A 25,307-nucleotide genomic window follows, 5' to 3' on the forward strand; every position below is an offset into this window, starting at 1 on the left:
TCGGGGTGCGGAAAGGAACCTGAAGTCTAGTGCGTGAGTTGGGTTGGCACCGTCATGGCGGGCCGGTAACCTCGCGGCTCCCCCGAAACGCACTGTCCTGCATGAGCCACAGTCCTCGCCCCCTGTCCCCGTTGTCCACGCTGATCTTCGCCTCACGCTGGCTGCAGCTGCCGCTGTACCTGGGCCTGATCGTGGCGCAGTGCGTCTATGTGTTCCTGTTCGGCAAGGAACTGTGGCACCTGATCTCGCATTCGGCCTCGATGGGTGAACAGCAGATCATGCTGATCGTGCTGGGCCTGATCGACGTGGTGATGATCTCCAACCTGCTGGTGATGGTGATCGTCGGCGGCTACGAGACCTTCGTCTCGCGCCTGCGCCTGGAAGGCCACCCGGACCAGCCGGAATGGCTGAGCCACGTCAACGCCAGCGTGCTGAAGGTGAAGCTGGCGATGGCGATCATCGGCATCTCCTCAATCCACCTGTTGAAGACGTTCATCGCCAGCGGTGCGCTGGGCGGCATCCCGCTGTGCACGCCGGAGCAGATGAGCGTGGCCGCTGCCAACATCGGTGTCGCCCGCTGCTCGATGCTGACCCAGGACGGCGTGCTGTGGCAGACCATCATCCACTGCGTGTTCATCCTGTCGGCGATCGGCATCGCCTGGACCGACAAGCTGATGTCCAACGGCCACAGCAAGTCGCACGACAAGGCGCACGACCACTGAGGTCGTTGCCAGCAGCGGCATGACGCCGTTGCCCGTCCCGGCCACCGCCCCTTGTACGCGGCGGTGGCCGGGATGCTAGATTGCACCCTCGCCGTTGCCGGCGGTGGCGTCGGGAAACGTCACCCTGCCGCGCCCGGACCCCAGGTCCCGGCCATGCGTATCAATGATTTACGTCACGTCGTCTTCTAGAGGGGAGCAGGATGTCGCACGTCTCAACGATCACCGCCGCGCGCCGGTGGCTGCCGGTTGCCCTGGCACTGGCACTGGCCGCCTGCTCGGGCAAGGAAGAATCCGCAGCGCCTGCTGCCGCCACGGCGCCTGCCGCTGCTGCACCCGCCGCACCGGTGGTCGCTGCCAAGGTGCAGTCGATGGGTACCGAGCAGCTGCGTGAGTCGGCCAGCCAGGCGTTGCGCGAGAACCGCATGTATGCACCGGCCGGCGACAACGCCATCGAGTACTACCTCGCCCTGCGTGACAAGACGCCGGACGACGCCTCGGTGAAGAGCGCGCTGACCGATCTGCTGCCCTACACCCTGATCGCCGCCGAGCAGCACCTGGGCCGCGAGGACTACACCGAGGCGCAGCGCCTGGTGGCACTGATCGAGAAGGTGGATGCCTCCGCCCCCGCACTTCCGCGCCTGAAGGAAGGCCTGGCCAAGGGCGTGGAAAACGCCGCCAAGCGCACCGAGACCGAAGCCGAGAAAGCAAAGAAGGACGCCGAGGACCGCAGCAAGCAGCAGATCGAACAGCAGCGCCTGGCCGAACAGCGCACCAAGGAAGCCGACGCGGCCAAGCAGATCGCCGCGCAGCAGGATGCCGCACGCCGCGACAACGAGCGCCAGGAGGCCGAGCGCCAGGCCGCGGCCCGTCGCGATGCCGAACAGAAGCAGCAGCAGGCCGCCGCCCAGCAGGCCAGCGCCGCGCGCCAGGCAGCCGCCGCCGCAGCTCCCACCCTGCGCCCGGTCAGTACGCCAGCGCCGCGCTATCCGGCCGAAGCCCTGCGTTCGGGAACGTCGGGGGAAGTACTGGTGGAGATCACCGTGGGCACCGACGGCTCAGTGGTCAGCGCCCGCGTGCTGCGCGCAACGTCCGGACGGACCTTCGACCGCGAAGCCCTGAACGCGGTCAAGCGCTGGCGCTTCGAGCCGGTCAACGCGCCGGTCACCACCCGCCGCACCCTGGTGTTCGCGCCGGGCGGCTGACCGCAGAAAAGGGGACGGACGGGATCAAGTCGTTTCTGCCGCCTCCATGACGCCAAGGCCCGGTCCGTCCGGGCCTTGTCCGTTTCAGGCCGCGCCATCAATCAGGTGCTGCAGGGCAGGATCGCGCGCGACCAGCACCTGGAACAGGCCCAGCGCATGCAGGCCCGGCAGCAACGCACGCAGGTCAGCTTCGGCAGTGGCGCGGAAGGCGGGATCGATGGACGGATCCTGCCAGTCACGAACGCTGGCCAGGAAAGCACCCACGCTGCCCTTGCGCACGGTGACGCCGTTCACCTGCACGTCGTTCTGATGGTCGGGAAGAATGTCCTGTGGCTGCATGGGGAAGCGCTCCGTTGAAGTAGGCTCCAGTGTCGGGACGCGGAGGCGACGTTTCTGCCGTATAACTGCCAACTAATATGGCAGATCAGACAACCAGCGGATTGCTCGACCCCGCGTTGGCCGATACCGCCGACGGACCGGTGGTGCTGGCGGCCGGGCTGCGCCAACGCGGTATGCGTCGCACAGCCCGCCACCGGCATGCCCGTGGGCAGCTGCTGGGTGCGCATCAGGGGCTGCTGCGGATCGCCGCCGACGACCTGCACTGGCTGCTGCCCGCAGGTCACGTCGCCTGGATACCGCCCTTGCTGCCCCACGCGCTGCTGAGCGCAGACGGGTTCGATGGCTGGAGCCTGTACTTCAACGCCCAGGCCTGCCTGGGCCTGCCCGCCACACCGCGCATTTTCCAGCCCAATGCACTGCTGCGGGCGGCGACAACACGTGCGCTGCGATGGCCCCACCAGCCACTGGATGCTGCGCAGGCACGACTGGCCGGTGTGATCGCCGATGAGATCGCCGCCAGCACGCCTCTGCCGCTTGCCCTGGCACAACCGCGTGACCGGCGACTGCAGAAGATCGCCGCCGCACTGGCGCACGCACCCGAAGACGGCCGCAGCATCGAGGACTGGGCCGCCAGCAGCGGCCTGTCCGGCCGCAGCCTTGCCCGCCGTTGGCAGGCCGAAACAGGCATGACCTTGAGCCAGTGGCGGCAGCGCCTGCGCGTGCTGCTGGCGCTGCCACGCCTGCTGGCGGGCGAGCCGGTGATCAGCGTCGCGCTGTCGATGGGCTACGACACGCCCAGTGCGTTCATCGCCGTGTTCAAGCGCGAGATGGGCGTGACGCCTGCGCGGTACGGGGAGGACTGACGTATCCAGTACTCCCTCTAGCCTTCCTTGCGACCTAAGCTGCTTGCTGATTTCAGGAGCGCAACAGATGAAGTACGACGACGCCAGCTGGCATTCCGGGGGTGACTTCCCTTCGGATCTTCCTGCAGAGGCCGGTGCTACTCACATTGGCATGTAACTGGCGTGGCTGCTGCTACAGGGAATGGCAAGCGCGGAACTCGCCGAGGACGCAGAAGAAGACCTGCAGGCGCTGCTGGAACGCAGAACGACGCCAGGCCTGTTCCTGCTGGAGTGCAGCGACGGCAAATTCGTCGACGATCTGATCAGTGATGAAGCCAACACGTTCACCGCTGCGTACTACGACCTCGAGAATGGCCAGTACCTGGACGACTATGAGGGACAGCTGGGCGCCAATGTCCCGGATCTGTACCACGTCGCCGATACCTGGGAGAACTTCGATCGACTGGCACCGGTGATTGCCCAGCGTTTCGCCATTTGGCAGGCAACGCAGTCCTGAAATCAACGAGGCCCGGAATGACCGGGCCTCGTTTCAGATCCCGCACTTAGCCGGAGATGGCCAGGCGCTCGTTGTGGTACCGGCGCACCGCGGCGAACCACAGCAGTGCGGCCAGGCCGAGGCTGGCGCCCAGGTAGATGGCCCAGACTGCCGGCGTGATCGGCTCGTGGCGGATCACCTTCAGCAGCATCTGGTTCTGCGACAGGAACGGCACGGCGTACTGCCACAGCTCGCTCTTCAACGGGTAGGCCACCAGCGCGTAACCGGGCATCATCGGCAGCAGCATCAGCCATGTCATGTGGCTCTGCGCCTCCTTCATGCTCTTGGCTGCGGCCGACAGGAAGGTCAGCAGCGAGGTGCCGATCATCAGCATCGGCAACATCACCAGCAGCATCTGCAGCATCGAACCGACATTCATGTTGAACTGGCGGCCGATGTTGCCGGGCGCGATCTGTGCGCTCACCTTGAACGCCACCAGGGTCAGCAGCAGCGACACGAACCCGACCACGCAGGCGGCGGCGATCTTGCCGCTGACGATCGCGCTGCGCGAACCCGGCGTGGCCAGCAGCGGCTCCAGCGACTGCCGCTCGCGCTCACCAGCGGTAGCGTCCATCACCAGGTAGGCGCCACCGATGAACGAGGTGAGTGTGAGAAGCACCGGCAGCAGCATCGACAGGATCATGCCGCGCTTGGCTTCGGCACTGGCCAGGTCCTGGCGCGCCACGTCCAGCGGCCGCGCGACCTGTGCGTCGATGCCACGCGCCATCAGGCGCAGCGCACCGATCTGGCCATTGTAGGTCGCCAGTGCCGCCTCCAGCCGCGCGCTGGGCACTTCTGCGGCGCGACGGGTACTGTCCTTGATCACCTCCACCAGCGCCGGCTTGCCATCGGCCCAGTCCTTGCCGAAGTCATCGCTGATGCGCAGTGCCACGTCGATCTGCTGGCTGCGGATGGCCTCGGCCAGGTCCTTCGGTGCCGGCGCGGCGTTCAGCCCCTGCGCGGCGAGGAAACGCACCAGATTGGGGGCGTTGTCCGCACCGATGGTCGGAATCTGCAGCGGTTGTTCAATCTGGGTGCGCACCCGGCTCTCGGCCAGCTTGCCCATGCCCAGCAGCAGCACCGGGTACAGCAGCGGCCCGAACAGCAGGGTCAGCAGCAGCGTGCGGCGATCACGGGAAAGGTCGCGCAGTTCCTTGCGCATCACCGTCATCAGGGTCGACATCATGCTCATGCGTGCAGGCCCTCTTCGCTGCCGATCAGTTTCACGAACGCATCTTCCAGGTTGGATTCGCCGGCCTGCGCACGCAGTTCATCGGCGCTGCCGGCAGCCATCACCGTGCCCTTGGCAATGATCACGATGTGATCGCACAGCGCGGCCACCTCCTGCATGATGTGGCTGGACAGGATCACGCAGCGGCCCTCTTCGCGCAGACCCAGCAGGAAGCGGCGCAGTGCGCGCGTGGTCATCACGTCCAGGCCATTGGTCGGCTCATCGAGAATGACGTTGCGTGGGTCGTGCACCAGCGCGCGGGCAATCGCGGTCTTGGTGCGCTGGCCCTGCGAGAAGCCATCGGTCTGGCGGTCGAGGATATCGCCCATGTCGAGTGCATGTGACAGCACCTCGATGCGCTCGCGGATGCGCTCGGCCGAGAGACCATGCAGTTCGCCGAAGTAGGCGATGTTCTCGCGCGCGGTCAGGCGCTTGTAGACACCGCGCGCGTCGGGCAGCACGCCAAGGTGGCGGCGTACTTCCACCGGATTGCGCGCAGCATCGACACCATCGACGCTGATGCTGCCCTGGTCGGGGGTCATCAGCGTGTACAGCATGCGCATGGTGGTGGTCTTGCCGGCGCCATTGGGCCCCAGCAGACCGGTGATGCGACCATCCTCGGCGCGGAAGCCAACGTTGGCGACCGCCTGGATGCGGCCCGTGCGGGTGTCGAAAGCCTTGTGCAGGTTGTCGGCGACGATCATGGTTCCCATCCGTTGAACGAGGTGAACGCCGGCACGTAGCTCAGCGTGTCCAGGCAGCCGGCATCCAGCGCCTTGGCATCGGTCTTGTCGATGAACTGGCCGAGCAGGCGCGGCATGCAGCCGGCGGTCAGCGTGCCGTGGCCCTGGCCGCGGGCGACCAGCGCGCGGCCATTGGGCAGGCCCCTGAGCACCTGCTCGGCATAGCGCGGCGGCGTCACCGGGTCCAGCTCACCGGACAGCAGCAGCGCCGGTACGTCACTGCGCAGCGGCACGGCATTGCCTGCCGGTGCCGGCCGGTGCGGCCATACCGGGCAGGCGGCGAAGAAGGCACTGGCCACGTCGTTGCCGAACAGGCGCTCGGGATCTTCGGCCGGTGCGTGGTAGCGCGGCGCATCTTCGCTGCAGATCACCGACCACTGCATGCCACGATTGATCTGGAAATCCATGCTGCGGTTCGCACCACGTGCCAGCGACGCCAGCGGTGCATAGCGGCCATGCGCGGCTTCATCGAGAACCAGCGGCAGCAGCGAGGAATACTGCGGCACATAGGAGAAGGCGAACGCCAGGCCGATCACGCTGTCCGGACTCAGTACATCCTGCCGGGTCTGGTTGGTGCCGGGGTCGCGATACTCCACCGAGACCGGCGCACGGCGCAGGGTCTCGACCACGCTGCGCAGCTGCGCGCGGGTGTCGGTCGGGAAGCGCTTGCTGCAGGCGGCATCCTTGCGGCACTGCGCCGATTGCAGGGCGATCGCATCCTCGAACGTCGTGGCGAAATCACCGCCCACCACCAGCTCATTCGGCACTACGCCATCGATGACGATGCTGCGCGTGTGCTGTGGATAGGCACCTGCATAGCGCTGGGCCACGCGCGTACCGTAGGAGCCGCCGACCAGGTTGATGCGCTCGACGCCCAGCGCCTGACGCACCGCATCCAGATCAGCAATGGCCTCGGTGGTGGTGTAGAAGCGCGCATCGGCCCGCCCCTGCAGCGAAGCGGCGCAGCGCTCGGCGTAATCGCGCAGCGATGCTTCAGTGGGTGCGGCATCCTCGTCCATGGCCAGTTCCTTGCCATCCGCGCCACGGCAGTTGAGCGGGTTGGAGCCGCCGGTACCGCGCTGGTCGACGAGGAAGATGTCGCGCTGCTTGCGCACCTGACGCAGGGCGGTATCGACAATGACGGCCACCTCGCTGGCTGCCTGGCCAGGACCACCGGCCAGGAAGAACACCGGATCGGGCTGGCTGCTGCCGCCATCGCCCGATTCCAGCCAGGCGATGCGCAGGCCGACGCGTCGGCCATCGGGCCGGGCCCGGTCCTCAGGCACCTGCAGGGTGGCGCACTGCGCTTCCACGTTGGCGCTGGCGCCTTCGGTGGACAGCGTGCAGGGCTGGAAATCGATGCTGCCGAAGCGGCGGCTGGGTGCATCGCTGGCGCCTTCGGCGCCGGGTGACGGTGACTGGCTGCAACCGGCAAGCATCAGGCTGGCCAACGCTGCGGCCAACGCGAGGTGGTGTCTTTGCATCGTGCTCGTTTCCCCTGGAGGACGTTCCTGGCAACCACGACGGGCTGCCGCGGAAGATGTGACTCAACTTACACGGGCACGGCGTCGTCGGCGATGGGCAGACGCGAAATCTCCGCCGGCGTGGCGCAGGCCAGGCGATCGCGGCCGGCGGCCTTGGCCCGGTACAGCGCCGCGTCTGCCGCTGCCAGCAGCGTGGACAGGTCGCCGTGGCCGTCGTCCATGGCCAGGCCGATGCTGGCGGTGACCGTCACCGGCCCGGTGGTCAGCCGCGCCGGCTTCTGCTGCAGAGCGGTACGCATCGCCGCAGCCCCCGCCATCGCTTCACCCTGCGTGCTGCCGGCCAGCACCAGCACGAACTCCTCGCCACCGTAGCGGCCCAGCAGCGTGTCGTGGCCCTGCAAACCGTGCTGCAGCAGCGCAGCGAAGTGGCGCAGTACCTGGTCTCCGGCCAGATGACCCCAGCGGTCGTTGATCTGCTTGAAGTGATCGACGTCGACCAGCAACAGGGCCAGTGGCCGGCCCTGCCGACGCATCCGCTGCAACTGTGCCTGTCCATCGGCCAGCACCGCGCTGCGGTTGAGCAGCCCGGTCAGCCCATCGGTGCGCGCCGCACGCCGCAGATCGACCAGCATGCGCTCGACCAGCAGCAGCACCATCGCAAAGCACCGCGCCAGTTCCAGCATCACGCCGGCAAGGTAGGTGACGAACATCGGTGTACCGGTGCGCATGATGTCCTCGCCGGCATCGGGTGCCACCGGCAGGAACAGGCGCACCGCGTACAGGGCCGCCTCGGCCAGGAACACCGCCGCCCCCGTGCAGCAGCTGGTGCGCTGCTGCACGGGGGCATGCCGCAGCAGCAGCCACGCGATCCAGCCATCGACCAGCAGCGTGAACACACTGAACACCTGCAGGCGCACGCCCAGGTCCGGCCACAGCACCAGGAAGGCGAAGATGCAGGCCATGAAGGCGGCCGCCATCAACAATGGACGCCACAGCGGCAGCGGCTGTTCCAGATGCAGCGCCACGCCGCGCAGCATCAGCACCGCGCAGCCGGCCATCGCCGCATTCCCGGCCAGTATGGCCGGCGCCAACGGCAGGTAGGGTCGCAGCGCCAGCAGGGTCACACCCAGGGTCAGCAGCCACAGGCTGGCGGTCCACAGGCGCAGCACCGGTTGCCCGCGCAGCACCACCAGCAGCAATGAGAACCCCACGGCAATGCCGATGCAGAGCAGGAAGCCAAGCACGGTAATGGTCGGGAAATCCAGGGACATGCGGCGCTCATCGGCCGGGGGGCGCGCGCATCTTAGCGCCTTGTGGTGCGATCCCTCCGGCGCTTCCCGCCCCGATGGCGATGCGGGGTCTGAAAACGGCGAGCATGGCGGCCGGCGCATGCGCAGAATCCGCGGAAAACCAAGGAGACGCCCATGCATGCGTGGTACCTCGGTGGCATCGACCACCGCCCGTTCCTGCACCTGTTCGAGAAGAGCGACACCGCGTTGGCTGCGCTGGGCATCCAGCGTCGCTGGGCCGGTGAAACAGGAGGACACCCCTGCCGGATCAGCCTGAGCGATCCACCCGGTGGCAGCGAGCTGCTGCTGTTGTCCCATGTGCACCTGCCCCTGCATTCGCCCTATCACGCCTCGGGCCCGATCTTCGTGCAGCGTGGCGTGACCCGATGCGTGCTGCCGCCAGGTGAAGTACCGCCGTACGTACAGCGCCGGATGATCTCGTTGCGCGCCTATGACCAGGCTGCATGGATGCTGGCCGCAGAGATCAGCGCGGGCACGGACGTCTCCGCTCGGCTGGACGCGCTGTTTGCCGATCCTGCCGTGGCCTTCGTGCAGCTGCACAACGCGGCGCACGGCTGCTTCTCATGCCAGGCGGATCGCGTGGGTATGGCGCCGACGTAGCAGGATCTCCACGACGTGATCGTTGCCACGCCGAAGACGTGATCGTCAGCGCATCCGTTCAGTCCCGCGTGAAGCCTGCGGGAAGGGCTTCACACCCACAGTCACGGATCGGCATTTCCATGGTTCCGCACCCTGCGCTGCGACTCGATACTCGCCGTGGTGCCGCCGAAAGTCCGCCGTGCAGCGCAGCTCCTGCGGTCACCGCTCTCTTTCGACGACCACAAGGAAGCGCCATGTCATTCCGATCCATACCGTTGCTGATGGCCACCTCGTTCGCGGCTGCGGGCCTATGCCTGGCCGGGAATGCATCCGCCCACGGCACCATGACCACGCCGATCAGCCGCGTCTATGCCTGTTTCCAGGGCAATCCCGAGAATCCGACCAACCCCGCCTGTGCCGCCGCCAAGGCGGTCGGTGGATCGCAGGCGTTCTACGACTGGAACGGCATCAACCAGGCCAACGCCAACGGCAACCACCAGGCCGTGGTGCCCGACGGCAAGCTGTGCAGCGGCAACAATCCCACCTTCCGCGGCCTGGACGTGAACCGCAGCGACTGGCAGACCACGCCCATCCACGCCGATGCCAATGGCAAGTTCACCTTCGTGTTCAAGGCGACCGCGCCACATGCCACGCGTGACTGGCGCTTCTACGTCACCCGCGAAGGCTGGCAGCCGGGCAGCCCGCTGGGCTGGGCCGATCTGCAGGAGTTCTGCACCCTGGGCAATACGCCGCTGTCGGCCGATGGCACCTACAAGCTGCAGTGCACGCTGCCGCAGCGCACCGGCCAGCATGTGATCTACAACACCTGGCAGCGCTCGGATTCGACCGAAGCGTTCTACACCTGCATGGACGTGCGCTTTGAAGGCGGCGGCGGAGGTACGACGCCGGCACCGCAATGGCAGGATGCTGGCCCGGTGACCGCACGCGGTGAGTTGCCGGTGGGTACCACACTGGCACTGCGGGTGTTCAACGCCAGCGGCAACGATGTCGAACGTGTGGAAACGACCTTGGCCAGCGGCCAGACGTCTGCCTCGCAGTGGCCCTTGGCGCTGGCGCGCAAGGTCAATGGCAGTGCACAACATGCGCGCGTGGGCGTGCTTGCCAATGGCGTGATCACGCCGTCGGCGTCGGCCACCGACAATCGCGTGTACCTGAAGGACGGCAACCGCTTCCAGCTCGATACCAGGGTGCCGGACCCGGGTACGCCGTCGCCGGGCGGTGATTTCGACCACGTGTACCCGGCGGGCATCGGCAGCTATGTACCGGGCCAGACCGTGGTGAAGAGCAGCGACGGCAAGCTGTATGCCTGCCGCCCGTTCCCGGAAGGTGCGTGGTGCAACGTCAATGCCGAGGCGTACCGGCCGGGTGTGGGTGCGGCCTGGCGCGATGCCTGGATCGCGTACTGAGACCGTGTACAGGGAACGGTGGCAGAGCGCCGTTCCCTGCATAGCGTGAGACGCGCCAGCGCGTGAGTGTGAAGCCGTTCCCATACGGAACCACGCGATGCTTTTTTCAAAGTAGTCCTATGGATGCGGGCGGGTGGGATGCCGAGACTTCGCGGGGTTTCACCACCCACAGGAGATCTCCATGCATCTGTCATATCGGACTGTCATCGCGCTGTCTGTGATCGCAGGCATTGCCACCTCTGGCAGCGCTTTCGCCCACGGCACCATGTCCAAACCCTCCAGCCGCGTCTACTCCTGTTACCAGGGCAATCCCGAAAATCCGACCAACCCGGCCTGCGCTGCTGCCAAGACCATCGGTGGCGCCCAGCCGTTCTACGACTGGGCAGGCGTCAATCAGGCCAACGCCAATGGCAATCATCAAGCGGTGGTTCCAGATGGCGAGTTGTGCAGCGGCGGCAACAGCAAGTACCGCGGCCTCGATCTGAACCGCAGTGACTGGCCGACCTCACCGATCCACGCCGATTCGCGCGGGCGTTACACCTTCGAGTTCAAGGCCCCGGCCCCGCATGCCACCCGCGAGTGGAAGTTCTACGTCACCCGCGACGGCTGGCAGCCGGACAGCCCATTGCGCTGGGCCGACCTGCAGGAATTCTGCACGGTGGGCAACGTGCCGGTCTCCGGCGACGTCTACAAGCTGGATTGCCCGCTGCCCAAGCGCAGCGGCCAGCACATCATCTACAATACCTGGCAGCGCTCGGATTCCGGTGAAGCGTTCTATACCTGCGCGGACGTGCGCTTTGAGGGGGGCGGTGGTGTGACCCCGCCGCCGCAGTGGCAGGATGCCGGCCCGGTCACCGCCCGCGGTGCGCTGGACGTGGGCACCACCGTGACCCTGCGCGTGTTCAACGCTCAGGGCAACGATCTGGAGCGCCCGGAGATCACCCTGGCCGCAGGTCAGACCGCTGCGAACCAGTGGCCGCTGGCGCTGGCCCGCAAGGTCAACGCCAGTGCGCAGCAGGCGCGCGTAGGCGTGATGAAGAACGGGGTGATCACACCGGTCGCCTCGGCCACCGAGAACCGCGTCTACCTGAAGCCGGGCAACCTGTTCCAGATCGATACCCGTGTGCCGGGCCCGATCGATCCGCCGCCGGGCGACGACTACGACTTCGTGTATCCGGCCGGTATCGGCAGCTACAAGCCGGGCGAAACCGTGGTCAAGGGCACCGACGGCAGGCTCTACGCCTGCCGCCCGTTCCCGGAAGGCGCGTGGTGCAACATCAATGCCGATGCCTATCGCCCGGGCACGGGCTTTGCCTGGCGCGATGCCTGGATCGCGTACTGACGCAGGCGACCGGGGCGGCGTGATGCCGCCTCCGGTTCAGGGAATGCCGGCCAGCGGCCGGCACGCCCCGCCTACTTGCTGCTGACGTACTTCTCGCGGCGGATCTGCGGGTTGCCCAGGCCGGCGGCCTTCAGCAGCTCGGCGCAGGCATCGACCATGTCCGGGTTGCCGCACAGGTAGGCGATGTCGGTGGCCGGGTCCGGCGTGAAGCCGGCCAGCGCCTGCTGCACGTAGCCGTGCTGCACGTCCGGGTGAGGATCAGCCGGCAGTTCGCGCGACAGGCACGGAACATAACGGAAGTTCGGGTGCTTTTCGGCGAAGCTGTAGAAATCTTCGCTGTACAGCAGCTCACCCGGGCTGCGCGCGCCCTGCAGCAGCACGATCTGCACGCCCCGTTCGGCCATCGCCGTTTCCAGCAGCGGCAGCATCGAGCGGTACGGGGTGACGCCGGTGCCGGTGGCGATCAGCAGGTAACGGGCATTGTGGTCGCCAGGATTCAGGCAGAACCGGCCATAGGGGCCGGACGCACTGATCTGGCCGCCCGGCTCCAGCGCCTCGAACAGGGCCGTGGCGGCGCCACCGGGCACGAAACTGACCGCGATATCCACCGCCTCGCCCGGGCCCAGCGCATGGTCGTGGATGGTCGCCAGCGAGTAGCTGCGCTTGGTTTCAGTGCCGTCGGCGTAGCTGAAATGGACCTGGATGAACTGGCCGGGCTGGAAATCCAGCGGCTGTCCATCGTCACGCACGAACTGGTAGTGGCCGACGGTCGGGGCCAGCATGCGGCAGCCGACCAGCTTGAGGGGGAATTGAACAGGCACGACTTTTCGGGACAGTGTGTAGCCGGGGCAAGCCCTCGGGGTCTTCTATAATAGCCCCTCCCCGCCCCTCTCCAGCGCCAGCCCATGGGCGCGAAGGCTTCGAGCTTGGCATCCCAGAACGATACGGCGCCCGCCCTGCGCGTGCGCGACCTGCGCAAGACCTACGACAACGGCACCCAGGCCCTGAAAGGGGTTTCCCTGGAAGTGGCCCCGGGCGACTTCTTCGCCCTGCTCGGCCCCAACGGTGCCGGCAAGTCGACCCTGATCGGCATCATCAGTTCCCTGGTCAACCTCAGCGAGGGCCAGGTGGAAGTGTTCGGCAGCGACCTGGTGCGCAACCGCAGCGCCACCATGCGCCTGATCGGGCTGGTGCCGCAGGAAATCAACTTCAACCTGTTCGAGAAGCCCTTCGACATCCTGGTGAACTACGCCGGCTTCTATGGCGTGCCGCGCGAGGAAGCGGAACAGCGCGCCGAAGAGGAGCTGAAGCGCGCGCACCTGTGGGAAAAGGCCCAGGTGATGAGCCGCACGCTGTCCGGCGGCATGAAGCGCCGGCTGATGATCGCCCGCGCGATGATGACCCGCCCGCGCCTGCTGATCCTGGACGAGCCAACCGCCGGCGTGGACATCGAGATCCGTCGCGACATGTGGCGGGTGCTGAAGGAGATCAATGCGGCCGGCACCACGATCATCCTCACCACCCATTACCTGGAAGAAGCCGAGTACCTGTGCCGCCACCTGGCGATCATCAACCATGGGCAGATCGTCGAGCAGGGGCCGATGCGCGCCCTGCTGGCCAAGCTGGACGTGGAAGGCTTCCTGCTGGACATCGACGGTGAGCTGCCGGCGCAGCTGCCGGTGATCGAAGGCGCGACGCTGACCGCGCCGGACCCGCACACGCTGGACATCGACATGCCACGCGCAATGGACCTCAACCGCGTGTTCGCCACGCTCAACGAGGCCGGCATCCGCGTGCGTTCGATGCGTACCAAGAGCAACCGCCTGGAGGAGCTGTTCGTGCGCCTCACTGGCAACCTGGAGACTTCCGCATGAGCACCACCGAGCTGACCGACGGCCAGCGCAACCGCGTCGCGCTGCTGACCATCGTGCGCCGCGAAGTCGCCCGCATCATGCGCATCTGGGGCCAGACCCTGGTGCCGCCGGCGATCACCATGACCCTGTACTTCCTGATCTTCGGCAACCTGATCGGGTCGCGCGTGGGTGACATGGGTGGCTACACCTATATGCAGTTCATCGTGCCGGGCCTGGTGATGATGAGCGTGATCCAGAACAGCTACGGCAACATCAGCTCCTCGTTCTTCGGCGCCAAGTTCGGTCGCCACGTGGAAGAACTGCTGGTCAGCCCGATGCCGAACTGGGTGATCCTGTGGGGCTACGTGGCCGGCGCCGTGCTGCGCGGCCTGATGGTGGGCGTGATCGTGCTGATCATCGCGATGTTCTTCACCCCGGTGCGCATCCCGCACCCGCTGGTGATGCTGACCACAGTGATTCTGGGCGCGACGATCTTCTCGCTGGCCGGTTTCATCAATGCGGTGTATGCGAAGAAGTTCGACGACGTGGCGATCGTGCCGACCTTCATCTTGACCCCGCTGACCTACCTGGGTGGCGTGTTCTATTCGGTGAAGCTGCTGCCGGGCTGGGCCGAAGCAGCCACGCATGCGAACCCGATCTTCTACATGGTCAATGCGTTCCGCTATGGCCTGCTGGGCAGCAGCGATGTGCCGCTGCCGGTGGCCTACGGCCTGATGATCGGTTTCGTGGTGGTGCTGACGGCGCTGGCGCTGTGGCTGCTGCGCCGTGGCGTGGGCATGCGCAGCTGAGTTTTGCGTGCAGGGCCTGCGGCCCTGCACCCGCCGAATCAACGTCAACTTCTACGGCAACATCAAAAGCTGGCATTCCGTGGGTTGGCGGGGTGGGTCCGGTTGCGGGGGACACCGTAAACCCATCCCTGGGGGCTTGGCCGCGGCATCCATGCCGCGGACACCCCCGCAATCGGACCCACCCCGCCTTCGACAGATTGCCGCTGCTGTGGGTGGGTGTCGACCTTGGTCGACACGATGGATCCACGCCATGCGTGAATGAAGCGTTCCAAGCCGATGCTCGGCGCTTTTCGTCTGGGATTGCGGCTAGGCTGTGGCGATGAAGATCACTTCCATTCCGTTGGACAAGGCCGTGTCGGACGGCCCCATCGATGCCTTCAGCCATGTGCTGCTGGGCGATTCGCCCACATTGGATGAGGTGCTGGATTGCCTGGCGTCGCTGCACATGGCCAATCCCCGCCATCGCTATCTGTGCACGCTCGACGATGTCGGTCAGTGCCGTTACACCAGCATGCACGCGTCCGACGACGCGCGCATCGCACTGTACGAGGACGAAGACCCGGCGACCCCCGAAGATGCGTTGGCGGCACGCGAGCGGTTGCTGGCGCATGTCATCGCGCAGCTGGAGCACTCCTTACATCGGCTGGAATGGACCACCCTGCCGGGTACCTTGCTGTGCAATGACGCAGACATCGAGACGCTGGTCACGGCCAATGCCGCACCCGACCTCATCGTCGACGAAGTGGTCTGCGTACAGCAGGTGCCGGTGGACCGCGATGACCTGCTGATCGCCGCCCTGCCCAACGGCTACTTCAGCGCGGACTGGGACATCTTCCAGAACCACGCCCTGATACGGCACCTGCAGGAGCGCTACGACTACCGCCTGTTCGGACTCGGCGCATCGTGGCTGGGCTTCCAGCGCGACAGCGCGCCATCGCCAGCAGAGGCAAACGCGTTGGTTGCTGACCTGCAGCGTGTCTACGCAGCCGGAACGCACGACATCTGGTCACAACTGGCTGCAACGCTGGCCACCCGAACCACGCTTCTATTGGGATACACCGAGGACTTCAGCGAACAGCTGCCCTGAGCACCGCTCTACACGAGCGAGCGCAGCGAACGACCCGCTTCCGCTCTTGATCTGCTTCCCGTGGTGGCCGCGCCCGGCCACCCCCGATGAACAGTGCTTTCCGCGAACCACCACGGGGGCACCGCCGTTGGCCGCATTCTCCGGCACAATCGGACTCATGATTCCCCCAGAACACGGTGAACCTGCAATGCGCATCCTGATCCTTGGCGCCGGCGGTACCGGCGGATACTTCGGTGGTCGCCTGGCCCAGGCCGGCGTGGACGTGACCTTCCTCGTACGCCCCGCGCGCGCCGCACAGCTGGACCGCGATGGCCTGGTCATCCGCAGCCCGATCGGCGATGCCCGCTTCCCGGTGCAGCACGTGACCGCCGATGCGCTGCCCACATTGGCCGCGCAGAAGCCTTTCGATCTGGTCATTCTCAGCTGCAAGGCCTACGACCTGGACAGCTCGATCGACGCCATTGCTCCAGCCGTGGGCGCGAACACCACCGTGCTGCCCATCCTCAATGGCCTGCATCACTACAATGCGCTGGACCTGCGCTTCGGCCGCGAGGCGGTGCTGGGCGGCCTGTGCTTCATCAGCGCCACCAAGGCACCCGATGGCGCCGTGCTGCATCTGGGCAAGCCGGCCAAGCTCACCTTCGGCGAGCGCGATGGCGGCGCGGCGTCCGCACGCGTACGTGCCTTCGCCGCCGCCTGCGCGCAGGCCAATCTTGATCACCTGGCCAGCGAACACATCGGCCAGGAACAGTGGATCAAGTACACCTTCCTGACCGCGCTGGCCGCCGCGACCTGCCTGCTGCGTGCGGATATCGGCACCATCGTCGCCACCGATGATGGCGAGGCGATCGTGCGTGGCCTGTACGACGAGTGCCTGGCCGTGGCCGAAGCTGCCGGTGAGCCGATTCCCGATGCCGCGCAGGACACCGCGCGCGGCACCCTCACCCAGGCCGGCTCTGCATTGAAGGCATCGATGCTGCGGGACCTGGAGGCTGGCCAGCAGGTCGAGGCCGAACAGATCGTCGGCGACATGCTGGCGCGTGCACGCAAGGCCGATCAGGAAGCCCTGTTGCTGCAGGTCGCCTACAGCAGCCTGCAGGCCTACCAGGCACTGCGCGGCGCGTGAGCATCCCGTTGCCGGCCAGTGCGCTGCCTACGCGGGTGCTGATCCTCGGTATGGGCTGGAGCGGATGCGTGCTGGCCACGCAGCTGCAGGCACGGGGAGTGCACGTCGTCGGCACGGTGCGTGACCCCTCGTCGGTGCCGGACGATGGCCTGCTGCGGCATCAGCTGCGCGCCGACGCGCCACCTTCGTCAGCCCTGCTCGATGAGATTGCACAGGCGGAGTTCGTGCTGTGCAGCGTACCGCCAGATGCCGAGGGCGACCCGGCACTGCGTCTGCTGCTGCCGGCACTGCAGGACAGCCCGGCACTGCGCTGGGTGGGCTATCTGTCATCCACGTCGGTGTATGCCGACCGGGCCGGCGGCTGGGTTGACGAGCGCAGCGCAGCCGATGCCACTGAAGCAGCCGGCGTGCAGCGCCTGCGTGCCGAAGCGCAATGGCGTGCGCTTGCAGAAGAACGTGGCATTGCCTCTGCGGTGTTCCGCCTGCCTGGCCTGTACGGTCCCGGACGCAACGCACTGCTGCAATTGGCCGAAGGCCGTGCCCGCCATGTGATTCGGCCGGGCCTGGTGTTCAATCGCCTGCACGTAGAGGATCTTGCGGCAGTGATCATCGCGGCGATGCAGCGACCGACCCACCAGGGCCTGTACCTGCCCAGCGACGACGAACCGGCACCACCACAGGATGTGCTGGCCTTCGCCGCGCAGCTGGCCGGGCTTGCGATGCCGCCGGCCGTGGCCTGGGACGATCCAGCGCTGAGCCCGACGCTGCAGCGCTTCTACCAGAGCAACAAGCGCATCGACAGTCGTGGCACGCGTGTGGCGCTGGGGTGGGCACCGCGGTTTCCGACGTATCGGGAAGGACTGCAGGCGCTGGCCGCTTCGCTCGCCGGGCATGGCCCGGCGCTACCGGACAGCGCTTTGTAGAGCCGAGCCCATGCTCGGCTGCTCTTTGCGTCTTTCGCGCTGCGCGCGATAAGCCGAGCATGGGCTCGGCTCTACGGATCAACCCGCGTCGGGCAGCCGGAAGAAAGTGCGCGTGGCCGCCGTGGCATTGGCCGCCGTCACCGCAACGTCCTCGCCACGGTCGCGCGCCAGCTCTTCCACGATGTGCGAGAGGAACATCGGCTCGTTGCGGCGATCCTTCGGCATCGGCTTCAGGGTGCGCGGCAGCAGGTACGGCGCGTCGGTCTCGATCATCAGGCGGTTGGCCGGGATGTTCTTCACCAGTTCGCGCAGGTGCGCACCACGGCGCTCGTCACACAGCCAGCCGGTGATGCCGATGTACCAGTCCTGGTCCAGGTAGTCGAACAGTTCGTCGCGTTCGCCGGTGAAGCAATGCACCACCGCCGGGCCGATGCGGCCTTCGAAGTTCTTCATCTGTGCCATGAAATCGGCATGCGCATCGCGCTGGTGCAGGAACAGCGGCTTTCCATTCTCAGCGGCCAGCTGCAGCTGGCGCTCGAACGCGCGGTGCTGGGCCGGGCGCGGCGAGAAATCGCGGAAGTAGTCCAGCCCGCACTCCCCCACCGCCACTACTTCCGCGTGGGCATGCAGCGCGCGCATTTCGGCATCGCATTCCTCGGTGTATTCCACCGCGTGGTGCGGGTGCACGCCGGCGGTGGCGTACAGGAAGCCGGAATGCTGCTGGGCCAACTGCAGGGCCAACGGCGAGTGCTCGCGGCTGGCGCCGGTGATGACCATCTGCACCACGCCGGCCTGGCGCGCGCGGTCCAGCACGGCGTCACGGTCGCGGTCGAAGGAATCGTGGGTCAGGTTGGCGCCGATATCGATCAGGTGCATGGTCATCGCGGGGGAAAAGTGCCCGCGCATTGTACCTGCGCCCGCCGTGGCCCCTTATCCTTTGCCCATGAACGCCCCGCTCTTCCCCATTTCCCCGCTGCTGCCACAGATCCAGCAGCACCTGGCCGCGCAGCCGCGACTGGTGCTGGAAGCCCCGCCCGGCGCCGGCAAGACCACCCAGGTACCGCTGGCACTGCTGGATGCACCGTGGCTGCAGGGCCGGAAGATCATCCTGCTGGAACCGCGCCGGGTGGCCGCGCGCAGCGCGGCGCTGTTCATGGCGCGGCAGCTCGGTGAAGAGGTGGGCGGCACCGTCGGCTATCGCATCCGCTTCGAGAACAAGGTCTCGGCGCGCACACGCATTGAAGTCGTCACCGAAGGCATCCTCACCCGCATGCTGCAGGACGACCCGATGCTGGAAGAGGTCGGTGCGATCCTGTTCGACGAATTCCATGAGCGCCATCTCAGCGGTGATCTCGGCCTGGCACTGGCGCTGGACGTGCAGGCACAGCTGCGCGACGACCTGCGTCTGGTGGTGATGTCGGCAACACTGGATGGCGAGCGCCTGGCACGCTTCCTCGACGCGCCGCGACTGAGCAGCGAGGGCCGCAGCTACCCGGTCGCGATCAGCCATTTCCCGGCGCGCCGCGATGAGGCGCTGGAACTGCAGGTGCGCCGCGCGGTGCAGCAGGCCTTGGCCGAACACCCCGGTGACCTGCTGGTGTTCCTGCCCGGCCAGCGCGAAATCGCGCGCGTGCAGGCCGGGCTGCAGGAATCGCTGGACGGCAACGTCGAAGTGCTGGCCCTGCACGGTGAACTGCCGGTGGAGCAGCAGGCGCGCGTGCTGCAGGTGGCCAGCGATGGTCGCCGCCGAGTGGTGCTGGCCACCAATGTCGCCGAATCCTCGGTGACCCTGCCCGGCGTGCGCGTGGTGATCGACAGTGGCCAGGCACGCGAACCGCGCTACGACCCCAACAGCGGCTTCACCCGGCTGGACGTGGTGGCCATCGCGCAGGCGTCGGCCGACCAGCGCGCCGGCCGCGCCGGACGCGTGGCCGAGGGCGTGGCCTGGCGGTTGTGGCCGCAGTCGCAGCGGTTGGAGCCACAGCGTCGCGCCGAGATCGACCAGGTAGAACTGGCAGGACTGGCACTGGAACTGGCGGCCTGGGGCAGCAGCGACCTGCGCTTCCTCGACCCGCCGCCGGCCGGCCCGATGGGCGCGGCACGCGAACTGCTGCAACGGCTCGGCGCCCTGGCCAGCAGCGGTGCGATCACCGCACTTGGCCGGCGCGTGCTGGCGTTGGGCACGCATCCGCGGATGGCGGCGATGCTGCTGGCGGCGCCCGATGCACGTGCGCAGGCGCTGGCCGCTGATCTGGCCGCCCTGCTGGAGGCGCGCGACCCATTGCACCAGGGCGGTGACGCGCTGGCGGCACGCTGGCGCGCACTGGCCGCGTTCCGCAATGGCCGCGCACCGGGTGACGCCAACCGCAGCGGTCTGGCCGCCATCGATGCGGCCGCCAAGCAGTGGCGACGTCGCCTACGCTGTGATGCCGCGCCGCCCGCCAGCATCGAGGCCCACGAACTGGGTGACCTGCTCGCACATGCCTTCCCCGACCGGATCGGTTTCCAGCATCCCAGCGATCCATTGCGCTACCTGCTGGCCAATGGTCGCAGCGCGCGCCTGCACGAACTGAGCGACCTGCGTGGCGAACCGTGGCTGGTGGCCAGCGAGCTTCGCTTCGAGGCACGCGATGCGCTGCTGCTGCGTGCCGCACCGGTGGACGAAGGCCAGCTGCGCAAGGCGTGGCCGGAGCGCTTCGTCACCGAAGACGTGGTCCGCTGGGACAGCGAGCGCCGCGCCCTGGTGGCCCTGCGCGAGACCCGTTTCGACCGCATCGTGCTGGACAGCCGCTCGGCCGGCCGGGTCGATCCGCAGCACGCCGCGCAGGCGCTGACTGACGCGGTGGCCGAGCTCGGCCTGCAGGCGCTGCCATGGACCGAAGGCCTGCGCCAGTGGCAGGCACGGGTGGAATCACTGCGGCGCTGGATGCCGGAGCTGGATCTACCCGACTGCAGCGACGCGGCCCTGCTGGCCAACCGTGCGCAGTGGCTGCAGCCCGCGTTCGCCGGCAAGAGCCGTCTGGATGCGCTGGACGAGTCCAGCTTCGGCGAGGCGCTGAAGTCGCCGCTGGAGTGGTCGCAGCGGCAGCTGGTCGAGCGCCATGCGCCGACCCGCATCACCGTACCTTCAGGCTTGGAACGGCCGATCACCTACGCGTTGGACAGCGAAAGTGGCGAGCCGTTGCCGCCGGTGCTGGCGGTGAAGCTGCAGGAACTGTTCGGCCTGGCTGATACGCCGCGCATCGCCGATGGGCGCGTGCCGCTGACCCTGCACCTGCTGTCGCCCGGTGGCCGGCCGCTGCAGGTCACCCAGGACCTGCGCAACTTCTGGGAAAACACCTACGCCGAAGTGAAAAAGGAGATGAAGGGCCGCTACCCGCGCCATCCGTGGCCGGATGACCCGTGGACGGCCACGGCCACGCACCGGGCCAAGCCACGCGGGACCTGACCGGCCCTGCCGGCACCACCGGTTGCGGACCCTGCCTGATCCTGAATGGCTGCGGTAAAGTCACGCCACGTGCGGCCTCGACTGACATACCGTTTACGGGCAACACGCGACACTGGACTTCGACCCGAGGCAAAGGACCCCCGCATGAGCAAGCTGACCGTAATCACCGACCGCGCTCTGGAGCGCGCCCTGGAGCTGGCCCACACCGCCGGCGATGGCCTGAAGAGCGCCGGTGGCAGCCTGCGCAATGCGGACTGGATCAAGACCGGCGCCGCCATCGGCGCAGTGAAGACCGGCGGCAAGGCTGCGACCAAGTTCGTGCGCCGCAATCCGGCAGTGGCCGTGGCCGCAGCTGCGGTCGGTGTGGGCCTGCTCGGCTATGCGCTGTACCGCAAGCAGCAGAAGAAGAAGGCCGCCAATGGCCACGTGGTGAATGGGCAGGCGCAGCGCATCAATGCACGTGACCGCCGCAATGACACCGTGGTGGATGAGCACAGCGACATCGGCAGCGACGCCTGAGATCGTCGGCCGCTGCCAGGGCCGGGGTCCTTCCGCAGGAAGGGCTCCGGCCTTTTCATTTCAACCGATCTGGCGCCACTGGCCCGGCTGCAGGTCGTCCAGCCGGTAGGGTCCCATCGACACGCGGACCAGCCGCAGCGTCGGCAGGTTCACCGCCGCGGTCATCCGCCGCACCTGGCGGTTGCGGCCCTCGCGGATCGTGATCGCCAGCCAGGCATCGGGCACGGTCTTGCGGAAGCGTACCGGCGGATCCCGCGTCCACAGCGACGGCGCCGGATCGAGGTGCTCGATCTTCGCCGGCAGGGTCGGCCCGTCGTTCAGCTCAACGCCGTCGCGCAGCCGCTGCAGCTGCTCGTCGCTGGGGGTGCCTTCCACCTGCACCCAGTACGTCTTGTCGGCCTTGTGCTTCGGGTCGGTCAGCTTGTGCGCCAGCGCACCGTTGTCGGTCAGCAGCAGCAGGCCCTCGCTGTCATGGTCCAGGCGGCCGGCGGCATACACGCGCGGCGGCAGGCCAAACCCGGCCAGGGTCGGCCGCGGCGGCACGCTGCGGTCGGTGAACTGGCAGAGCACGTTGAAGGGCTTGTTGAAGGCAATCAGCATTGCGGGCACGGCGGGCGGCAGAAAGCGCATTGTCCCACGCCGCGCTGCTCGCTCGCCGGGCACCGCTTTGGCCGAGGCTGCGGCGGGATCAGCCGAAGACCTTCCACTCCAGCAGGAACGAACCCAACACCAGTGCGATGCCGCACGCCGCGATGACATTGGCCCGGCGCCGCAGGCGTACCGGTGGCGGATTCATGGCACGCGCACGTTCCTCCAGCAGCGCACCGGCGAACAGCACGGCAAACCCCACCGTCGCCACCAGGTCGTAGGCATGGCCACCGTAGAACACGAAATCAATCAGCCGCGCCAGCACCAGCACGGCCACGGCGATGTAGAACACTTTCTTCAACAGTCCACTCCATGGATGGTAGCGCCGGGCCATGCCCGGCGGATGCACATTGCGTCGATTGCCACGCCGCTGCGCTCGCCGGGCGTGGCCCGGCCCTGCCGATTTACGGCTTGATGAAGCGCAGGGTCATGCGATCGCTCTCGCCGATCGCCTGGTACTTCGCCTCGTCGGCCTTGTCGTGCTGGTTGGTCGGCGGCAGCGTCCACACGCCGTTCGGGTGGTCCTTGGTGTCGCGCGGGTTGGCGTTGACCTCGCTGCGCGCATCCAGCTTGAAACCAGCCGCCTCGGCCATCGCGATCACCTGCTGCTGGCCGACATAGCCGGTGTCATCGTCGTCGGCCACATCGGTCTTGGCGCGATGCTCGACCACGCCGAGCACGCCGCCCGGCTTGAGCACGTTGAAGAAGCCCTGGAACATGCCCTGCGCCTGGCCGGCCTTGCGCCAGTTGTGCACGTTGCGGAAGGTCAGCACCACGTCGGCTGAATTGGCCGGGCCGAACACCGGCTTGGCCGGATCGTAGGCGACCACGGCAGTCTTGCCGAACTGCGCCGGTGCGCCGGCGTACTTCTTTTCCAGGCTGTCGCGGCTGCGCTGCTGGTAGTCACGGCCGCGGCCTTCGGGCACGGCCATCGGGTCGACCACGGCGGCGACGTATCGGCCCTTGTCATGCAGCAGCGGCGCCAGGATCTCCGAGTACCAGCCGTTGCCGGGGGTGATCTCGATGACGGTCTTTTCCGGAGCCACCCTGAAGAACGACAGCGTCTGCGCCGGATGACGGAAGCCATCGCGCTTGACGTTGTTGGCATCGCGGGTGGGCGCCTTCACCGCCGCGTCGATGGCCGGCGAGACCTCGATCTTCGCCGGCGCTACCGTGGCCGGTGCGGCGAACGCAGGAACAGCAGCAAGCAGGGCCGAAGCAAGCAGCAGTCGGCAACCACGCAGGGACGAAGCAGGCATCATCGGGACGACTCCAGCGGAAGATGCGGCGAGACTAGCAGCCGTAGCGTCCCAGGTGTTCACAAAACGTTAGTTGCGTGCGCGCCGCGGAACACTGTTTTGTGGTCGTCGCCGCAGCACGGTCACACATCGCGTTCTATTCTGGAACACTTCCCCCAAGGAGTCCGTGCCCATGACGGCAACCCGCGAACTGGGCCGTTCCGGCCTGCATGTACGTCCGCTCGCCTTCGGTGGCAACGTGTTCGGCTGGAGCGCCGATGAAAAGGCCAGCTTCGCCCTGCTCGATGCCTTCGTCGACGCCGGTTTCAATCTGGTCGACACCGCCGATGTGTACTCGGCCTGGGTGCCCGGCAATGCCGGCGGCGAATCGGAGACGCTGATCGGCAAATGGTTCGCGCGCAGCGGCAAGCGCGACAAGGTGGTGCTGGCGACCAAGGTGGCCAAGTGGGCCGAACGCCCCGGCCTGACCCCGGACAACATCAATGTGGCGGTCGAGGATTCGTTGCGCCGCCTGCAGACCGACGTGATCGACCTGTACCAGGCGCACGAGGACGATGAGTCGACGCCACTGGAGGCGACGCTTGCGGCATTCGGCCGCCTGATCGAGGCCGGCAAGGTGCGTGCGATCGGCGCCTCCAACTACAGCGCCACGCGCCTGGCCGACGCGCTGAAGGTCTCCACCGACTACAAGCTGCCGCGTTACGAAACCCTGCAGCCGGAGTACAACCTGTACGACCGCGCCGGCTACGAGAAGGAACTGGAACCGCTGGTGCAACGCGAACAGATCGGCGTGATCGGTTACTACGCCCTGGCCAGTGGCTTCCTCAGCGGCAAGTACCGCACGCCGGCCGATGCAGCCAAGAGCCCAGCGCGTGGCGAGACGGTGGTGAAGCGCTATCTGAACCCGCGCGGCCTGCGCATCCTGCAGGCGCTGGATGACGTGGCCAGCAAGCACGGCGCCAGCGCCGCACAGATCGCACTGGCATGGCAGATCGCGCGGCCGTCGATCACCGCACCGATCGTCAGCGCCACCAGCGTCGAACAGCTGCACGATCTGCTGGCAGCGGCCAACCTGTCGTTGAGCGTGCAGGACGTCGCGCAGCTGGATGCCGCCAGCGCGGAAGCCTGAGTTGTAGTGCCGGCCGCTGGCCGGCATTGCACAACAGCGAAGAAAATAATTTAACAAAATAGTTGCACGCGACTAAATCGTGGTTTATCGTGCGCACCTCGTTTCAACAACCACTGGAAAACTCCCTTGAACGCGCATTCCGTCGCCACCGCCAAACTGCTGCCATGCCTGCGCATGGACGTGCTGGCGCGCGCGTTCGGCAAGGAAGACCAGCTGACAACGGCCTGATACCCGCCCTGCGGAGATCGGCCACCCCGATCTCCGAGGCCTGACGACGCCCTCGGAACGCACGTCCCGGGGGCGTTTTCGTTTGCGTCGGCACAAGGACCCGCGATGCCAGAACTGCACCCCGCGCGGCAACCCGCCGCTCACTGACCCAGGTTTCTTCGCCGCACCGGAGGATTTTCTCCGCGTGCATGGCAACGCCTGGACATTATCTGCATCGCACCCAAACATTATCGCTCGCGATAATGTCGGTGGCCTGCACCCTCGACTACCAACGGTCCCGTTTCAACCACGGGCTGGTGCGCGCGGCATTGCCGTGGCGTATGCCGGAGGTCGCGGACATGCCATCGCCTGGATCGCCTGCTGGAGGCAGGCGCCGGTTCGCCGGCACGCGGTTCGATTCCGCGCGGTCCCCAACTGGATAGCTCAGCTTGGTCAGAGCAACGGATCCGTAATCCGTCTGTCGTGGGTTCGATTCCCACTCCAAACCACATGACCTGTCAC

25 protein-coding genes and 1 tRNA gene are annotated in these 25,307 nt (G+C 67.0%); 16 read left to right on the plus strand and 10 right to left on the minus strand.

Annotated elements, in window-relative coordinates:
- Window positions 1-101: 101 nt before the first annotated feature.
- Both M1L61_RS22110 and M1L61_RS22115 read left to right on the plus strand, forming a co-directional pair.
- Entirely contained in the window at window positions 102-722 is a 621-nt protein-coding gene (locus M1L61_RS22110; protein ID WP_248854125.1) for a TIGR00645 family protein, read from the plus strand.
- A 200-nt stretch (window positions 723-922) separates the two neighbouring features.
- On the plus strand, window positions 923-1,924 hold the full coding sequence (locus M1L61_RS22115) for an energy transducer TonB (RefSeq protein ID WP_043399467.1): 1,002 nt from the start codon (window positions 923-925) through the stop codon (window positions 1,922-1,924).
- 84 nt (window positions 1,925-2,008) lie between these two features.
- Here M1L61_RS22115 and M1L61_RS22120 read toward each other — a convergent pair whose 3' ends face one another.
- Complete coding sequence (locus M1L61_RS22120) at window positions 2,009-2,263, minus strand: hypothetical protein (RefSeq protein ID WP_248854126.1); 255 nt, start codon at window positions 2,261-2,263, stop codon at window positions 2,009-2,011.
- A 77-nt stretch (window positions 2,264-2,340) separates the two neighbouring features.
- On the opposite strand from M1L61_RS22120, the gene M1L61_RS22125 reads away from it, so the two are divergent.
- Together M1L61_RS22125 and M1L61_RS22130 are read left to right on the plus strand one after the other, a co-directional pair.
- Window positions 2,341-3,126, plus strand: a complete 786-nt coding sequence (locus M1L61_RS22125; RefSeq protein WP_248854127.1) for a helix-turn-helix transcriptional regulator — start codon at window positions 2,341-2,343, stop codon at window positions 3,124-3,126.
- Between the two features lie 181 nt (window positions 3,127-3,307).
- The gene (locus M1L61_RS22130) at window positions 3,308-3,622 is read left to right on the plus strand and encodes a hypothetical protein (protein WP_248854128.1); all 315 of its coding nucleotides are present in this window, start codon (window positions 3,308-3,310) and stop codon (window positions 3,620-3,622) included.
- Window positions 3,623-3,668: 46 nt separating this feature from the next.
- On the opposite strand, the gene M1L61_RS22135 is transcribed toward M1L61_RS22130, so the two are convergent.
- The 4 genes from M1L61_RS22135 to M1L61_RS22150 all read right to left on the minus strand — a co-directional run bounded on the left by M1L61_RS22135 (window position 3,669) and on the right by M1L61_RS22150 (window position 8,390).
- Window positions 3,669-4,853 (minus strand): ABC transporter permease, encoded by a 1,185-nt coding sequence (locus tag M1L61_RS22135; protein ID WP_019336744.1) that lies wholly within the window; start codon window positions 4,851-4,853, stop codon window positions 3,669-3,671.
- On the minus strand, window positions 4,850-5,596 hold the full coding sequence (locus tag M1L61_RS22140) for an ATP-binding cassette domain-containing protein (RefSeq protein WP_135275498.1): 747 nt from the start codon (window positions 5,594-5,596) through the stop codon (window positions 4,850-4,852). Before M1L61_RS22140 ends, M1L61_RS22135 begins: the two co-directional genes overlap by 4 nt.
- Window positions 5,593-7,119: an alpha/beta hydrolase gene (locus tag M1L61_RS22145; protein ID WP_248854129.1), complete on the minus strand. Its 1,527-nt coding sequence runs from the start codon at window positions 7,117-7,119 to the stop codon at window positions 5,593-5,595. Before M1L61_RS22145 ends, M1L61_RS22140 begins: the two co-directional genes overlap by 4 nt.
- 68 nt (window positions 7,120-7,187) lie before the next feature.
- Window positions 7,188-8,390, minus strand: a complete 1,203-nt coding sequence (locus M1L61_RS22150) for a GGDEF domain-containing protein (protein WP_248854130.1) — start codon at window positions 8,388-8,390, stop codon at window positions 7,188-7,190.
- A 153-nt stretch (window positions 8,391-8,543) separates the two neighbouring features.
- Here M1L61_RS22150 and M1L61_RS22155 point away from each other — a divergent pair, with 153 nt between their 5' ends.
- The 3 genes from M1L61_RS22155 to M1L61_RS22165 all read left to right on the plus strand — a co-directional run bounded on the left by M1L61_RS22155 (window position 8,544) and on the right by M1L61_RS22165 (window position 11,777).
- Entirely contained in the window at window positions 8,544-9,029 is a 486-nt protein-coding gene (locus tag M1L61_RS22155; protein ID WP_100447029.1) for a DUF1203 domain-containing protein, read from the plus strand.
- A 233-nt stretch (window positions 9,030-9,262) separates the two neighbouring features.
- Window positions 9,263-10,435 (plus strand): lytic polysaccharide monooxygenase, encoded by a 1,173-nt coding sequence (locus tag M1L61_RS22160; RefSeq protein ID WP_164191666.1) that lies wholly within the window; start codon window positions 9,263-9,265, stop codon window positions 10,433-10,435.
- Between the two features lie 181 nt (window positions 10,436-10,616).
- Window positions 10,617-11,777 carry a lytic polysaccharide monooxygenase gene (locus M1L61_RS22165; protein WP_197656330.1) on the plus strand — a complete coding sequence of 387 codons (1,161 nt, stop codon included), beginning with the start codon at window positions 10,617-10,619 and terminating at the stop codon, window positions 11,775-11,777.
- 71 nt (window positions 11,778-11,848) lie between these two features.
- Here M1L61_RS22165 and M1L61_RS22170 read toward each other — a convergent pair whose 3' ends face one another.
- Window positions 11,849-12,598 carry a ferredoxin--NADP reductase gene (locus M1L61_RS22170; RefSeq protein WP_100051388.1) on the minus strand — a complete coding sequence of 250 codons (750 nt, stop codon included), beginning with the start codon at window positions 12,596-12,598 and terminating at the stop codon, window positions 11,849-11,851.
- Between the two features lie 84 nt (window positions 12,599-12,682).
- On the opposite strand from M1L61_RS22170, the gene M1L61_RS22175 reads away from it, so the two are divergent.
- From M1L61_RS22175 to M1L61_RS22195, 5 genes are all read left to right on the plus strand, one after another.
- Entirely contained in the window at window positions 12,683-13,651 is a 969-nt protein-coding gene (locus M1L61_RS22175; RefSeq protein WP_181389982.1) for an ABC transporter ATP-binding protein, read from the plus strand.
- Window positions 13,648-14,439 (plus strand): ABC transporter permease, encoded by a 792-nt coding sequence (locus M1L61_RS22180; protein WP_019336752.1) that lies wholly within the window; start codon window positions 13,648-13,650, stop codon window positions 14,437-14,439. The genes M1L61_RS22175 and M1L61_RS22180 overlap by 4 nt, the downstream gene beginning before the upstream one ends.
- 319 nt (window positions 14,440-14,758) lie before the next feature.
- Entirely contained in the window at window positions 14,759-15,526 is a 768-nt protein-coding gene (locus M1L61_RS22185; RefSeq protein WP_109813761.1) for a hypothetical protein, read from the plus strand.
- Between the two features lie 187 nt (window positions 15,527-15,713).
- Window positions 15,714-16,652, plus strand: coding sequence for a 2-dehydropantoate 2-reductase (gene panE / locus M1L61_RS22190; RefSeq protein WP_071305567.1), 939 nt, complete (start codon window positions 15,714-15,716; stop codon window positions 16,650-16,652).
- Window positions 16,649-17,575 (plus strand): epimerase, encoded by a 927-nt coding sequence (locus M1L61_RS22195; RefSeq protein ID WP_248854131.1) that lies wholly within the window; start codon window positions 16,649-16,651, stop codon window positions 17,573-17,575. The genes panE and M1L61_RS22195 overlap by 4 nt, the downstream gene beginning before the upstream one ends.
- Before the next feature lie 78 nt (window positions 17,576-17,653).
- Here M1L61_RS22195 and M1L61_RS22200 read toward each other — a convergent pair whose 3' ends face one another.
- Window positions 17,654-18,451 (minus strand): TatD family hydrolase, encoded by a 798-nt coding sequence (locus M1L61_RS22200; RefSeq protein ID WP_248854132.1) that lies wholly within the window; start codon window positions 18,449-18,451, stop codon window positions 17,654-17,656.
- A 67-nt stretch (window positions 18,452-18,518) separates the two neighbouring features.
- Here M1L61_RS22200 and hrpB point away from each other — a divergent pair, with 67 nt between their 5' ends.
- The gene (gene hrpB / locus M1L61_RS22205) at window positions 18,519-21,023 is read left to right on the plus strand and encodes an ATP-dependent helicase HrpB (RefSeq protein ID WP_248854133.1); all 2,505 of its coding nucleotides are present in this window, start codon (window positions 18,519-18,521) and stop codon (window positions 21,021-21,023) included.
- Window positions 21,024-21,167: 144 nt separating this feature from the next.
- A complete protein-coding gene (locus M1L61_RS22210) occupies window positions 21,168-21,542 on the plus strand; it encodes a hypothetical protein (RefSeq protein ID WP_019336760.1) in 375 nt (124 codons plus the stop codon).
- Window positions 21,543-21,602: 60 nt separating this feature from the next.
- Here the strand turns inward: M1L61_RS22210 and M1L61_RS22215 are convergent, their stop codons facing one another.
- The 3 genes from M1L61_RS22215 to M1L61_RS22225 form a co-directional block, all read right to left on the minus strand.
- Window positions 21,603-22,142: a pseudouridine synthase gene (locus M1L61_RS22215; RefSeq protein ID WP_049480098.1), complete on the minus strand. Its 540-nt coding sequence runs from the start codon at window positions 22,140-22,142 to the stop codon at window positions 21,603-21,605.
- Between the two features lie 88 nt (window positions 22,143-22,230).
- Window positions 22,231-22,482, minus strand: coding sequence for a hypothetical protein (locus M1L61_RS22220; RefSeq protein ID WP_224329425.1), 252 nt, complete (start codon window positions 22,480-22,482; stop codon window positions 22,231-22,233).
- Window positions 22,483-22,594: 112 nt separating this feature from the next.
- The gene (locus M1L61_RS22225) at window positions 22,595-23,452 is read right to left on the minus strand and encodes a methyltransferase (protein ID WP_248854134.1); all 858 of its coding nucleotides are present in this window, start codon (window positions 23,450-23,452) and stop codon (window positions 22,595-22,597) included.
- Between the two features lie 169 nt (window positions 23,453-23,621).
- On the opposite strand from M1L61_RS22225, the gene M1L61_RS22230 reads away from it, so the two are divergent.
- Both M1L61_RS22230 and M1L61_RS22235 read left to right on the plus strand, forming a co-directional pair.
- A complete protein-coding gene (locus M1L61_RS22230) occupies window positions 23,622-24,578 on the plus strand; it encodes an aldo/keto reductase (protein WP_248854135.1) in 957 nt (318 codons plus the stop codon).
- A gap of 642 nt (window positions 24,579-25,220) precedes the next feature.
- Window positions 25,221-25,294, plus strand: a tRNA-Thr gene (locus M1L61_RS22235).
- Window positions 25,295-25,307 lie beyond the last annotated feature (13 nt).

This window comes from Stenotrophomonas sp. NY11291, assembly GCF_023277365.1.
Taxonomy (GTDB): domain Bacteria; phylum Pseudomonadota; class Gammaproteobacteria; order Xanthomonadales; family Xanthomonadaceae; genus Stenotrophomonas; species Stenotrophomonas geniculata.

Excerpts from the sequence above, each read along its gene's own strand:
- M1L61_RS22110 (WP_248854125.1), top strand. The coding sequence starts at position 102 with ATGAGCCACAGTCCTCGCCCCCTGTCCCCGTTGTCCACGCTGATCTTC.
- M1L61_RS22115 (WP_043399467.1), top strand. The coding sequence starts at position 923 with ATGTCGCACGTCTCAACGATCACCGCCGCGCGCCGGTGGCTGCCGGTT.
- M1L61_RS22120 (WP_248854126.1), bottom strand. The coding sequence starts at position 2,263 with ATGCAGCCACAGGACATTCTTCCCGACCATCAGAACGACGTGCAGGTG.
- M1L61_RS22125 (WP_248854127.1), top strand. The coding sequence starts at position 2,341 with ATGGCAGATCAGACAACCAGCGGATTGCTCGACCCCGCGTTGGCCGAT.
- M1L61_RS22130 (WP_248854128.1), top strand. The coding sequence starts at position 3,308 with ATGGCAAGCGCGGAACTCGCCGAGGACGCAGAAGAAGACCTGCAGGCG.
- M1L61_RS22135 (WP_019336744.1), bottom strand. The coding sequence starts at position 4,853 with ATGAGCATGATGTCGACCCTGATGACGGTGATGCGCAAGGAACTGCGC.
- M1L61_RS22140 (WP_135275498.1), bottom strand. The coding sequence starts at position 5,596 with ATGATCGTCGCCGACAACCTGCACAAGGCTTTCGACACCCGCACGGGC.
- M1L61_RS22145 (WP_248854129.1), bottom strand. The coding sequence starts at position 7,119 with ATGCAAAGACACCACCTCGCGTTGGCCGCAGCGTTGGCCAGCCTGATG.
- M1L61_RS22150 (WP_248854130.1), bottom strand. The coding sequence starts at position 8,390 with ATGTCCCTGGATTTCCCGACCATTACCGTGCTTGGCTTCCTGCTCTGC.
- M1L61_RS22155 (WP_100447029.1), top strand. The coding sequence starts at position 8,544 with ATGCATGCGTGGTACCTCGGTGGCATCGACCACCGCCCGTTCCTGCAC.
- M1L61_RS22160 (WP_164191666.1), top strand. The coding sequence starts at position 9,263 with ATGTCATTCCGATCCATACCGTTGCTGATGGCCACCTCGTTCGCGGCT.
- M1L61_RS22165 (WP_197656330.1), top strand. The coding sequence starts at position 10,617 with ATGCATCTGTCATATCGGACTGTCATCGCGCTGTCTGTGATCGCAGGC.
- M1L61_RS22175 (WP_181389982.1), top strand. The coding sequence starts at position 12,683 with ATGGGCGCGAAGGCTTCGAGCTTGGCATCCCAGAACGATACGGCGCCC.
- M1L61_RS22180 (WP_019336752.1), top strand. The coding sequence starts at position 13,648 with ATGAGCACCACCGAGCTGACCGACGGCCAGCGCAACCGCGTCGCGCTG.
- M1L61_RS22185 (WP_109813761.1), top strand. The coding sequence starts at position 14,759 with ATGAAGATCACTTCCATTCCGTTGGACAAGGCCGTGTCGGACGGCCCC.
- panE (WP_071305567.1), top strand. The coding sequence starts at position 15,714 with ATGCGCATCCTGATCCTTGGCGCCGGCGGTACCGGCGGATACTTCGGT.
- M1L61_RS22200 (WP_248854132.1), bottom strand. The coding sequence starts at position 18,451 with ATGCACCTGATCGATATCGGCGCCAACCTGACCCACGATTCCTTCGAC.
- hrpB (WP_248854133.1), top strand. The coding sequence starts at position 18,519 with ATGAACGCCCCGCTCTTCCCCATTTCCCCGCTGCTGCCACAGATCCAG.
- M1L61_RS22210 (WP_019336760.1), top strand. The coding sequence starts at position 21,168 with ATGAGCAAGCTGACCGTAATCACCGACCGCGCTCTGGAGCGCGCCCTG.
- M1L61_RS22215 (WP_049480098.1), bottom strand. The coding sequence starts at position 22,142 with ATGCTGATTGCCTTCAACAAGCCCTTCAACGTGCTCTGCCAGTTCACC.
- M1L61_RS22225 (WP_248854134.1), bottom strand. The coding sequence starts at position 23,452 with ATGATGCCTGCTTCGTCCCTGCGTGGTTGCCGACTGCTGCTTGCTTCG.
- M1L61_RS22230 (WP_248854135.1), top strand. The coding sequence starts at position 23,622 with ATGACGGCAACCCGCGAACTGGGCCGTTCCGGCCTGCATGTACGTCCG.